Below are 12427 nucleotides of genomic sequence, written 5' to 3' on the forward strand. Positions count from 1 at the left end.
TCATTAGTGATTGTACTCACTTAACTCAGTGTCCAAAACTGCTGGTGCGGATCATGATGACCTTTCTATTCTCAATTTAGAGCATGAATACACTCACTATCTCGATGCTCGCTTTAACCAATATGGCTCATTCAACGACAACCTAGCACATGGCTATGTAGTGTGGTGGTTAGAGGGCTTTGCCGAATTTATGCATTACAAGCAACGCTATGATGCAGCGATTAGTTTGATCAGCAGCGGGAAGATGAGTCTGTCGGATGTGCTTGCGACTACTTACTCCCATGACTCCAATCGTATATATCGTTGGGGATACTTGGCGGTACGCTTCATGCTGGAAGAGCATCCTCAAGAGGTGCAAGGTTTATTGGCATTGTCTCGTACTGGTCAATTCTCCGAATGGGCACAACAAGTAAAAGTGCTAGGGCAGCAATACAATGGCGAGTTTGAGCGCTGGTTAGACTCGGTTTCAAGTGATCCCACAGAACCTACAGAACCAACTGATCCTACGCAACCAACAGATCAAGCCATAGTGCTTACAGCAAACCAAAGTGTGTTGTTGAGTGGCGAGGCGTATAGCGAGCAGTTGTTCTATGTTGATATTCCAGAGAACACTACGCATTTTGAAGTGTCTATTGAGGGGCAAACTCAAGGTGATGCTGACCTCTACATGAGCTACAACAAACCAGCGCATTACTACGACTTTGAATTCAGCGAATACGGCAATGGCAGCAATGAAGTGGTGGCGTTTGAACAAGAACCTTCGGGCTACATTAAGTCGGGTCGCTACTACATGAGTGTTACGGGTCGTACCAAATTTAATGAGGTGTCGCTAACCGCATCGGTAGCCACAGAAACGCCAACGCCTCCAACTCAACAGCAAGATGATTTAACGCCTGTGGTATTGGAGGCCGGTCAGGCTCAAGTGCTTACCGTGCACCAACGACGTTATGCCGCTGTCTATGTACCAGAAGGTGTACAAGAGGTGCGAGTGTGGCTCAACGATAAGAGCGATAAAGCGGAAAACGAACAGTCGAATGCGGGTAACGTTGATCTGTTCGCTAGCCACTCATACTGGCCAACGGCAGGGCAGCATGACTATGCGTCTGATTACCGTGGAAGCAATGAGTACTTGCAAATACCTGTAACAGAAGAAGGCTATATACACTTCTTATTGAGTGCAGAGCAGCAAGGGGATGATGTCGTGATGTTGGTGTATTTTCACTAACAGAACAGGCATTAGGTAATTGGCATTAAAAAAGGGGTATCCCTCAAGCTGTATTAACGAGAACGTCACTAAACTAAATGATTCAATATCAATAAAGTAGACGGATAAAATCCGGGCATCAGTGCCCAGCTTTGTTTTTCTGACAATCTTCTGTGTTTATAGAGTAGTTATACCATAATCTCTGATGAAGTGATGACATTAGAAGTTTAAGCTTGTCTGCATATGAAATATCGTTGCGAGTGGTCACTCGTTAATGATTTATTTAGTGAGGGTTTATGAAGAAAGTACTATTGGCAACCTTGTTTAGTGTTGCTGCGTTAGCAGGATGCAGCCAGAAGGCTGAGGTTTTAGCTCAATCACAAGAAAATGCGAACCCTATCTGTAGCACTCAAAACCTAACTGGTGGTTGGTCGCAAAGCGATATCACACCAGAAGCTAAGCAAGCTCTAGACGCGGTTCTTGGCCAAATGAATACTTCAGCTGAGCTCAAGCAGATCTTGAGTGTTAGAACTCAGGTCGTCGCGGGTTTGAACTATGCTATCGAATTTGAAATGGATAATGGTGAAGTGTGGAATACCATCGTATATCGATCTCTACAGGGTGACATCGAAATGACGCAACCGGCACAGAAAGGTCGTTTGTGTTCATAGTCTAGTTGCGTCTGTACTTTGTTAGATAGACTGCAAATAAAAATGGCTCCTTATTGGGAGCCATTTTTGTTTTTAAGAAGACTGATTATTGAACGTTTTTAGTTGGCCAGCTCGGGGACAGCTAACTCTTGAATACAAGCTCGGCTGATGTCTTCATCAATGTAAGCCATACCCAGCTTGTTCAAGTAATCCATACGATCAGCAGTGCGAAGTTCAATATCAGGGCCTGCGATGTTGTTCTCTTGATAAACCTTAGCCATGTGAGCCATGAACTGTTCACCCACACTCATCATTAACAGGCTCATCGCACCCACGTCCGGTCTTACTTTAGCTCGTTGCTTTTCAGATAGGTTTACCGCTAACACGATAGGGTGTTCTTCACCTTCGAAGCGAACACCTCGCTCACGAACGGTTTGTTGCGCCCAGTAATACGCCAGCTCTTTACTCTGAGTTAGGAACACAGGTTCAACCGACTCGGTGTAGTTATTACCAATCGTTGCCATGGTTTTTGAAGCGGCTTCATTGAGTGCTTTGTCTCCAGAACGTTTCAGGCCTTGGCCTTTAATTGAAGCAAGCAAGGCTGAAGATGTGCCGTGATACCAAGTATCACCCGTTGCGAAACCATTTTTTGATAGCAGCGTTTTTGCATCTTGTAGGTGTTTAGGTATTGAAGTCATAGGCACTCTCGATCAAAAGAAATATCAACAAACAGGAATCTCAACAACATGAATACAGTTAGCTTAAACAGATGTTGCTTAGCTGACCGTGGTGTAGAACACAATTCTTAGACTTTGAGATAAAGCCGGCAGTACAAGCTTTATCTCAAAGCCTTCCCCCGGATCTTACCTAAGTAAGAGAGAAGGGCGGGGGAGGCTTTAGCTCTAGCGATTAATCAAGATTAATCAAATTGGTTAGATGTATTCGCTTCGCCCGCTGCTTTTAGTGCATTCTCACCAGCGAAGTACTCTTTGTGGTCATCACCGATGTCTGAACCAGACATGTTTTGGTGTTTAACACATGCGATGCCTTGGCGGATCTCTTTACGTTGAACATTTGCAACGTAACCCAACATGCCTTGGTCGCCGAAGTACTCTTTCGCAAGGTTGTCGGTAGACAGCGCTGCAGTGTGGTAAGTCGGTAGCGTAATCAAGTGGTGGAAGATACCCGCTTCACGAGATGCGTCCGCTTGGAATGTACGAATCTTCTCGTCAGCACTCGCAGACAGTTCAGTTTCGTCGTATTCCGCGCTCATTAGGTTTGCACGGTCGTAAGCTGATACATCTTTACCTTCAGCAACCAATGCATCGTAAGCTTGCTGACGGAAGTTTAGCGTCCAGTTGAATGATGGAGAGTTGTTGTAAACCAGTTTCGCGTTAGGGTGAACTTCACGAACGCCGTCCATCATCTCTTTGATTTGGCCGATGTGTGGCTTCTCAGTCTCAATCCAAAGTAGGTCAGCACCTGCGTTGATTGCTTCAATACAGTCGAATACACAACGGTCTTCACCAGTACCTTGGCGGAATTGATATAAGCCTGAAGGTAGACGCTTAGGTCGAACTAGCTTGCCGTCACGGTTAAAGCAAACGTCGCCTTCTGCCATATCTGCAACATCGATCTCTTCAACATCTAGGTATGAGTTGTAGATATCACCTTGGTCGCCCGGCTCTTTCACTACTGCGATTTCTTTTGTTAGGCCAGCACCTTGAGAATCGGTACGAGCAACAATAACGCCGTTGTCGATGCCTAGTTCAAGGAAAGCGTAACGAAGTGCGCGAAGTTTTGCGTGGAAGTCAGCGTGTGGAACCGTTACTTTGCCATCTTGGTGACCACATTGCTTCTCATCGGCAACTTGGTTTTCAATTTGTAGACAACATGCACCCGCTTCAATCATCTGCTTAGCCATTAGGTAAGTCGCTTCTGCGTTACCGAAACCTGCATCGATATCGGCAATGATTGGCACAACGTGTGTTACGTGATTGTCGATTTTGTCTTGGATAAGGTCTTGTTGGTTAACGTCGCCCGCTTCACGTGCAGCGTCTAGCTCACGGAATAAACCACCCAGTTCACGAGCATCAGCTTGGCGCAGGAATGTGTATAGTTCTTCTACTAGGCCTGCAACCGATGTTTTCTCATGCATTGATTGGTCTGGAAGTGGACCAAAGTCCGAGCGAAGTGCTGCAACCATCCAACCTGAAAGGTATAGGTAGCGTCGGTCTGTCTTGCCATCAAAGTGCTTCTTAATAGAAATCAGCTTTTGTTGACCGATAAAACCATGCCAGCAACCTAAAGATTGAGTGTATTGAGAGCTGTCTTTGTCGTAAGCCTCCATATCCGCACGCATGATATCTGCTGTGTATTGCGCGATATCTAGACCTGTTTTGAATTTGTTTTGAGCTCGCATACGAGCAGCAGATTCAGCATTGATTGCATCCCATGGAGCACCTGCAGCGCTTTTTGCAACTTCTATCATTTCGATATCTTGTGTAATTTGCGACATAACTATTCCTTAGTTTCACGTGGGGTATGGTTGCCAAATTGGCTTGGATTAAAACTTTGCTATGGACAAAGAATAACCACACATGTGATAATTTTGTTAATTTATAGTTATTATATTCGGTATTTTTCTTATGAATATTGCTCGTATAGACCTTAATTTACTTGTGTATTTAGACATGTTGCTACGTGAAAGAAACGTTACACGAGCGGCAAATCAATTAGGAATAACTCAACCAGCCATGAGTAATGGACTGCGCCGATTGCGTGATCTGTTTGAAGATCCGCTATTGGTGAGAACCAGCGAAGGGATGGTGCCGACCGAGCGGGCGCAAAAGTTGCAACCGCTGATCCGCAACATCTTGGCGAATGTAGAAAAGACACTCCAGCCGACCACAGAGTTTAATGCAGAAGACAGTGAGCGCGTGTTTCGTATCATGGCGAGTGACTATGCTGAGTCGACCATTATTCAACCGCTATTGAAAAAACTGAGTGAGATAGCGCCGAAAATACGCTTGGATATCATGACGCCAAGTGATGTGAGCTATCAGGATGTAGAACAAGGTACAGTTGATATTATTATCAACCGTTTTGATGACATTCCACAGTCCTTTCACCAGATGAGCCTTTGGCACGATGGGTTCTCTTGCCTATTCAGCTGTGATAATCCCATAGCCGATAACTTTGATATTTTGTCTTATTTAAAGGCGCAACATATCTGGGTAAGTAAGACGGGGATGGGAACCGGAGTGGGAATCAACCCAAGTGAAGCACAAAAGCTCGGTTGGATAGATGAAGCGTTAATGCGCATTGGTAAAACCCGCAATATCACGGTATTTACTCGACACTACCTGTCGGCGATTCTTTTCGCACAACAGAAGAACTTGATCCTTACTATTCCTACTAAAGCGGCGCAATTGCAGCGCAACAACCCTAATTTGTTAATCAAACCAGCCCCATTTGCTATTGAACCTTTTGAAGTAAAGATGGCGTGGAGCCCCTTGTTACAAACCAATCCAGACCACCAGTGGATGCGTCGCTTGATCAAAAGTGTCGCCAATGAAATCGAAAGTGGTGTGACGGGATAACACAGTTTTTATGGTATTTCTTTTGTGAATATCCAATATAAGCGGCATAAATTAGCTAAATTTTCGTCAGTTACGTAAATTTATTTAGTAGTCAGCGGTTAATTTGAGAGAGATTTTATGAGCAGTCGTATTCAACAGGGAAGCTTGAGCATTGATAGCACCCTCTACCAATTAATTAATGAGCAGGTCATTCCTGGAACAGGCATTGTCGCAGAGGACTTTTGGCAATCTTTCGCAGCCATCCTTAAAGATCTGGCACCAAAGAACCGTGCCTTACTTATCAAGCGTGAAGATCTTCAACATCAAATTGACGTTTGGCACCAAGAGCGTGCGGGACAAACGCTAGATGCTGCCGAGTACAAACAGTTCTTACAGCAGATTGGCTACCTAGTTGCTGAGGGCGATGACTTTCAAGTTACGACCGCCAGCGTTGAGCCTGAAATTGCAACACAAGCGGGTCCGCAGCTTGTTGTACCTATTATGAATGCACGTTTTGCGCTTAACGCGGCCAACGCGCGTTGGGGTAGTTTATACGATGCGCTCTATGGAACCGATGTCATCAGTGAAAGTGACGGCGCGGAAAAGGGCGGAAGCTTTAACCCTGTACGCGGTGCTAAAGTGGTGAGCTACGCTCGAGGTTTCCTTGATGACGCTGCACCACTAAACGGTGTCTCTCATAAAGACGTCACCAAATACAGCATCAGTAACGCTAGCGTCGGCAATAAGCTGATAGCGACACTCGATAACGGTGAAGAAGTCACTCTCATAGATAGCAACCAGTTCATTGGCTATCAAGGTGACGCAAGTTCACCTTCGTGCATTCTTCTTAAACACAATAACCTTCATATCGAAATTCAAATCGACCCGAGTGCGCCGATTGGCAGCGTCGATGTGGCGGGTATTAAAGATGTACTGGTGGAATCGGCACTGACCACGATTATGGATTGCGAAGATTCGGTTGCTGCGGTTGACGGTGAAGACAAAGCATTGGCTTACCGAAACTGGTTAGGTTTAATGAAGGGTGACCTTCAAGAGTCGCTAGAGAAAAACGGTAAAACCATTGTTCGTAATCTTAACCCCGATCGTCAATACACCAGTGTGACGGGTGGTGAAATCTCACTTAAAGGTCGCAGCATGTTGTTCATACGCAATGTGGGCCACCTAATGACTAACCCTGCGATTATTGATGCTGAAGGTAATGAAGTGCCTGAAGGTATCATGGATGGCATGGTTACCTCGCTCATCGCGATGCACGATTTAAAGGGTAATAGCCCTTACCAAAACTCGACCGCGAACAGCATCAATATTGTAAAACCTAAAATGCATGGCCCTGAAGAAGTGGCTTTCACCAATGAGTTGTTTGGTCGCATTGAGGATGCACTAGGTTTAGAACGCTTCACCATTAAAGTCGGCATTATGGACGAAGAGCGTCGTACCTCTGTGAACTTGAAAGAGTGTATTCGCGCAGCCAAAGACCGTGTCGTGTTTATCAACACAGGTTTCCTAGATCGAACGGGTGATGAGATCCACACTAGTATGGAAGCGGGTCCGTTTGCTCCTAAAACACAGCTTAAAACCATGACTTGGATTGGCGCATACGAAGATCAAAACGTTGATCTTGGCTTAGCTTGTGGCCTGCAAGGTAAAGCCCAGATTGGTAAAGGTATGTGGCCAGAACCAGATAACATGGCGAAGATGATGGACGCGAAAATTGGACACCCACAAGCCGGTGCTAATACCGCTTGGGTTCCTTCTCCAACCGCAGCGACGCTGCATGCCTTGCACTATCACAAAGTGAGTGTTCCTAGCCGTCAGAAAGAGCTTCGTGTGCGTGTGAGAGCAAATGTTGACGATATTCTTACTATCCCATTGTTAGGTAATCAAAAGCTGACTGCTCAAGATATCCAAAACGAACTGGACAACAATACGCAAGGTATTCTTGGTTACGTAGTTCGTTGGATTGACCAAGGCGTAGGTTGTTCGAAAGTGCCTGATATTAACGATGTGGGATTAATGGAAGACCGTGCAACGCTGCGAATTTCAAGCCAACACATCGCTAACTGGTTACGTCACGGCATTTGCGAGGAAGCCCAAGTAATGAAAACCATGAAGCGCATGGCAGCAGTGGTTGATGAACAAAATGCAGGGGATCCAAGCTACCAAAATATGGCGCCTGATTTTGAAAACAGCATTGCGTTTTCAGCAGCGTGCCAGTTGGTATTTGAAGGCTGTGCTCAGCCGAGTGGTTATACCGAGCCAGTGCTGCACGCGATGCGTCTAAAGCTGAAAGCGCAGGAATAGCGAAGCAACCGAATAACAAAAACAGAGAATGTAAAATACTAAAAAAAGAAACCCCCTTTAACCGAGCCCAAGGTGCCGCGCTTATATAGCGCGGCTTTTTTTTGATTCATTTTTGTGGTGGGAAGGGGGAGAGTGGGCCAGGTTAGTGCTCACTAAGATTTAAGTGCTTCTGAATCTTGGTTAACGCCGAAACCTAATTGCTACTAAAACCTAGTTACTACCAAAACATAAGTATTTAATGTCCATGTACTCATCGATGCCTTCTTTAGCACCTTCACGGCCAATACCTGATTGTTTTACGCCACCAAAAGGCGCTACCTCGGTTGAGATTAGGCCATCATTAATACCGACCATACCGAACTCAAGCGCTTCTGCAATGTTCCACACTCGGTGGATATTCTGGCTGTAGAAGTAAGACGCCAAACCATAAATAGTATCGTTCGCCATCTCGATGAGTTCCTCGTCTGTGTCGAATTTCATCACAGGTGCGACTGGGCCAAAGATCTCTTGTTGAACAATGTCCATACTGTGTTTCACATCTTTAAGAATGACAGGCTGAAGGAAAAGCCCATCAAGATCCTTAATTGGAGTAACAGGCTCAGCTCCTTGTTCAATCGCTCGGTCTATTAATGCTTGGATGTTGTTCTTGGCATTCTGGCTGACAACAGGGCCTATGGTTACACCTTCATCTAAGCCGTTGCCAATCTTAAGTTGTTGAACGGCTTGATCAAATTTAGCCACGAACTCATCGTACACTTTACTGTGAACATAGAATCGGTTTGCACAAACACAAGTTTGGCCAGCATTGCGGAATTTCGAGACCATTGCGCCTTGAACCGCAGCGTCGATGTCTGCATCGTCAAACACAATAAAAGGTGCATTGCCGCCGAGTTCCATAGAGGTACGCTTGATGCCTTTTGCAGCTTGAGCCATCAAAATACTGCCCACACGGGTAGAGCCTGTAAAAGAGATCTTTTTGATTAATGGGTGCGATGTGAATAGCTCACCAATCTGTTCTGGGCTATCACCTAATACGACTTGGAGTAGATCCTTAGGAATACCCGCTTGGTAAGCCAGTTCGACCACAGCAAATGCGGAAAGCGGTGTCTCATCTGAAGGTTTCACGACAAAGCTACAACCGGCAGCTAATGCAGGCGCTGCTTTACGAGTGATCATTGCAACAGGGAAGTTCCATGGCGTAATGGCACACGCGACTCCTATAGGTTGCTTGATAGTTACCAAGCGTTTGCCTGCGACTGTGCTAGGAATGGAATCACCATAAGTGCGCTTGGCTTCTTCGGCGAACCATTCAATAAAGCTTGCTCCATAAACCACTTCGCCCGCGGCTTCTGCCAATGGCTTGCCTTGTTCTATCGTCATTAAATGAGCAAGGTCATCCTTGTTTTCAAGGATCAGTTGATGCCAAGCCTTCAATATCGCAGCGCGAGATTTAGCAGGAATTTTCGCCCACTCTTTCTGCGCAATATGAGCTCGCTCGATAGCACTGTCCAATTCCGCCTCAGATGAGATAGGCGCATGCCCAATAAGTTCACCTGTTGCTGGATTGCTCACGGCAACCGCGTTATTCGCTTCTGTCACCATAAAAGAGAGTAAGCGCTGGTTATAAATTTCTAGCATGTGATTCCTTCTTGATGATTACTTAACACGTGTTGGTGCTGTTATTGAGTTGATGTCTATGGCAGTGCTGATGATTCGCTTTAGCCTACCAAGGTTATTCTTGCGCCCAGTTGTCAGCTTCTATCTTCGCCAGTGCTTTCGCGGCTTTTTGTAGAGCAGGTAGGAACTTGATCGCCTCGTCCGGCTTTACTCGAATCACAGGTGCTTGGATTGCTAAGCCGAGATTAGATTGGCCCGTTGGCGATGGAATGAGTACCGCAATACACACCAAACCCGGCAGAAACTCTTCGTCATCAATCGCAAAGCCTTGGATCTTCGCTTCTTCGATATCTTGCTCTAACACTGAGTAGTCGGTGATGGTTTTGACTGTGTACTGAGTCAGCGGCACATTTTCGATCAGTCTTCTGCGCTGTGATTTCGACATGTGAGCCAAAAACAGTTTACCTGTCGCTGAGCAGTGAACAGGAACGCGAGAGCCGGGTTGTAGGTGGAAGCGAAGGGGTGCTTCAGTTTCTGCACGGTCAAGGTAGATGATCTCACCGCTCGATAGTGCGGTTAGGTTGCAGCTTTCGCCGACTTCTGCTCGAAGGTTTTCAAGAATCGTGCGTCTTGCGCTGTGCATGGTGCTGTTGAACAGTAGGTTTTCAGCCAGCTTTCTGAGTCGAATGCCAGAGCTGTAATGCTTTTCATCACCGTCTCTTTGAATGATGCCTGCGGATTCTAATTGTTGCAGCATACGGTGCAGAGTGGGTTTCGGTAGTCCTGTTTCTTCGACGAGCCCTTGAAGGGAAATAAACTCGTCTTTTTGCGCTATCACCTCTAATAGTGCAAAAAGTCGCAGAGTGGGCGTATCTCCTTGAACTTGTGGTGTTTCTGTTTGCATACAGTGATTCATCCTTGCGATATGTCTATGTGTAAGAGTGTACATACCAAATCAATATTCTTCAATTATCTGAATAAAATTTGACCTTTTTTATTATTTCAATATTATAAATATAATTTATGGAACAATTAATCTCAATAAATGGAATTTTAAAATGAAAGCAATTGAACGGATTATTGATAAGGCGCACCTAGATCGTAAGCGTGTGGTTTTGAGCGAAGCTGAAGATCCTCGTGTACTCAAAGCGGCACGATTAGCGATAGATAAACAACTCGCTTATATCACGCTAATAGGGGATGAAAAGGTGATTATCGAAGCCGCTCAGTTGCATCATATTAACCTCGCGGGCATTCATATTGTTTCACCACAAACATCGGCACTTAAAGCCGTGTTGGCTGAACGTCTGTATGAGCTCAGAAAAGCCAAAGGCATGACTTATCAAGATGCATTGGAGAAGGTTACAGACCCACTGATTTTTGCCAATTTGATGGTGAGAGAAGGGCTGGTCGACGGCACGGTTAATGGCGCGGTTTATACCACGTCAGATGTGGTGCGAGCTGCGCTGCAGATCATTGGGCCAGCACCAGACAGCGAGTTGGTATCGAGCTTCTTTTTAATGATGTTGTGCGAGCCTTTCCACAATCTCAAAGGTGGCATGATTTTCAGTGATTGTGGTTTGGTGATTAACCCCAATGAAACCGAGCTTGCATCGATAGCAGTGGCCGCATCAAATAGTGCTCAAACGCTGTTAATGGAAGAACCTAAAGTGGCAATGCTGTCGTTTTCTACCAATGGCAGTGCCAAGCATGAATCGGTCGATAAGGTGCGTAATGCCGCCCAGTTAGTGAAGCAACGTTGCCCCGGAATTGCGGTTGATCAGGATGTTCAACTCGACGCGGCGATTGTCACTGAAATTGCGGCGAAAAAGTTGCCCGATTCCGAGGTTAAAGGAGAATCTAACGTGCTGATATTCCCAAACTTAGAAGCTGGCAATATCGGTTACAAGCTTGCTGAAAGGCTAGGAGGCGCGGTCGCGATTGGTCCTTTGTTGCAAGGGTTGAATCAACCAGCCAATGATCTATCCAGAGGTTGTAGTGCCGAAGATATCTTTAATGTAATCGCGGTGACTGCTGTGCAAGCACAACAAGGCAAAACTGCAAATGCAACGACGGATGTTGACGCTGATGCTCAAGAAGATCAAAACGCTACAGAAGATCAAAAAGCTAAAGAAAGAGCTGAATCGGAATTTGAGTTTAGGTACTAAGGCTCAAACTTAAAGCCCGCACTCACACTAAGTAAAAACACCTAATTAGGATTGCTAATGGAGTTACCTGTTTTACTCGCCATTCTTGCCACCATTGCGGTCGGTACCTATTTCCAAACCGTCACAGGGTTTGGACTTGGCATTATCGTGATTGGTCTAACGGTCAGCCTTAATTTGGTATCGTTGCCCGTGATTGCTGCCGTAGTCAGTATTGTGACCTTGTTTAATTGTTTGGTCGCGTTGATGGGAAAGCCTCTGCTTGGAGAACTCAAAATTCTGGTGGTGTTGGTGATCGGTATTATCCCCGGCGTGTCGTTGGGAGTGTTTTTACTGGACGAGTTGAGTGAGTCGGCAACGCATATCCTACGAGGGCTGTTGGGGGCAATGGTATTATTCGCAGGTTTGAGTTTTATGTTCAAACCTAAAACTAGAAAGGATCGTTCGGCAACTATATCGTTTTTGTTGTCTGGTTTTAGCTCTGGCTTAGCGGGAGGGTTGTTTGGGATGGCGGGTCCACCGATTGTTTATCATCTCTATCGACAGCCTTTTACGCTCGATCTGGTACGAAGTACATTGCTGATGGTGTTCGCTTGTACGTCGATGTCCCGTACCGTCAATGTCTACGCGGCAGGCGACATGGAAGCGAGCATATTGTGGTTGTCTGCTATTGCTGTTCCCTTGGTGGCGCTTGTGACTATGTGTGCTCGGCGCTTCCCACCGCCATTGTCGAATGACCAACTCAGAAAGTTAGTATTTATGGTGTTGATGTTGATTGGCGGGTATTTGATGGCAGTTTCTGCATGGTCGTTGTTTGGCTTTTCGTAAAACCGCTTTCGACAAAGGAGGCTAGCGGTTTGCTAGCCGGTACGTCACTGCTCACGGTTT

At 45.8% G+C, this 12427-nt stretch carries 9 protein-coding genes and 1 pseudogene; 6 read left to right on the plus strand and 4 right to left on the minus strand.

Annotated elements, in window-relative coordinates; translation table 11 throughout:
• Nucleotides 1-46: 46 nt before the first annotated feature.
• Nucleotides 47-1225: pseudogene (locus ACED45_RS19725) on the plus strand (collagenase); the annotation flags it as partial.
• 275 nt (nt 1226-1500) lie between these two features.
• On the plus strand, nt 1501-1875 hold the full coding sequence (locus ACED45_RS19730) for a cystatin family protein (RefSeq protein WP_371714827.1): 375 nt from the start codon (nt 1501-1503) through the stop codon (nt 1873-1875).
• A 98-nt stretch (nt 1876-1973) separates the two neighbouring features.
• On the opposite strand, the gene ACED45_RS19735 is transcribed toward ACED45_RS19730, so the two are convergent.
• Nucleotides 1974-2552 carry a hypothetical protein gene (locus tag ACED45_RS19735; RefSeq protein WP_371714828.1) on the minus strand — a complete coding sequence of 193 codons (579 nt, stop codon included), beginning with the start codon at nt 2550-2552 and terminating at the stop codon, nt 1974-1976.
• A gap of 221 nt (nt 2553-2773) precedes the next feature.
• Nucleotides 2774-4372: an isocitrate lyase gene (locus ACED45_RS19740; protein ID WP_017633361.1), complete on the minus strand. Its 1599-nt coding sequence runs from the start codon at nt 4370-4372 to the stop codon at nt 2774-2776.
• Between the two features lie 130 nt (nt 4373-4502).
• Between ACED45_RS19740 and ACED45_RS19745 the strand changes: the two genes are divergently transcribed.
• On the plus strand, nt 4503-5456 hold the full coding sequence (locus tag ACED45_RS19745; protein WP_061038005.1) for a LysR family transcriptional regulator: 954 nt from the start codon (nt 4503-4505) through the stop codon (nt 5454-5456).
• 117 nt (nt 5457-5573) lie between these two features.
• Complete coding sequence (locus tag ACED45_RS19750; protein WP_371714829.1) at nt 5574-7757, plus strand: malate synthase G; 2184 nt, start codon at nt 5574-5576, stop codon at nt 7755-7757.
• 210 nt (nt 7758-7967) lie between these two features.
• Here the strand turns inward: ACED45_RS19750 and ACED45_RS19755 are convergent, their stop codons facing one another.
• Together ACED45_RS19755 and ACED45_RS19760 are read right to left on the minus strand one after the other, a co-directional pair.
• Nucleotides 7968-9395, minus strand: a complete 1428-nt coding sequence (locus tag ACED45_RS19755; protein ID WP_371714830.1) for an NAD-dependent succinate-semialdehyde dehydrogenase — start codon at nt 9393-9395, stop codon at nt 7968-7970.
• 94 nt (nt 9396-9489) lie between these two features.
• The gene (locus ACED45_RS19760; RefSeq protein WP_061038008.1) at nt 9490-10278 is read right to left on the minus strand and encodes an IclR family transcriptional regulator; all 789 of its coding nucleotides are present in this window, start codon (nt 10276-10278) and stop codon (nt 9490-9492) included.
• Between the two features lie 154 nt (nt 10279-10432).
• Here ACED45_RS19760 and pta point away from each other — a divergent pair, with 154 nt between their 5' ends.
• Together pta and ACED45_RS19770 are read left to right on the plus strand one after the other, a co-directional pair.
• On the plus strand, nt 10433-11542 hold the full coding sequence (gene pta, locus ACED45_RS19765) for a phosphate acetyltransferase (RefSeq protein ID WP_371714831.1): 1110 nt from the start codon (nt 10433-10435) through the stop codon (nt 11540-11542).
• A gap of 57 nt (nt 11543-11599) precedes the next feature.
• The gene (locus ACED45_RS19770; RefSeq protein WP_371714836.1) at nt 11600-12367 is read left to right on the plus strand and encodes a TSUP family transporter; all 768 of its coding nucleotides are present in this window, start codon (nt 11600-11602) and stop codon (nt 12365-12367) included.
• Nucleotides 12368-12427: the final 60 nt, after the last annotated feature.

This window comes from Vibrio crassostreae (assembly GCF_041439375.1).
GTDB lineage: Bacteria > Pseudomonadota > Gammaproteobacteria > Enterobacterales > Vibrionaceae > Vibrio > Vibrio crassostreae_D.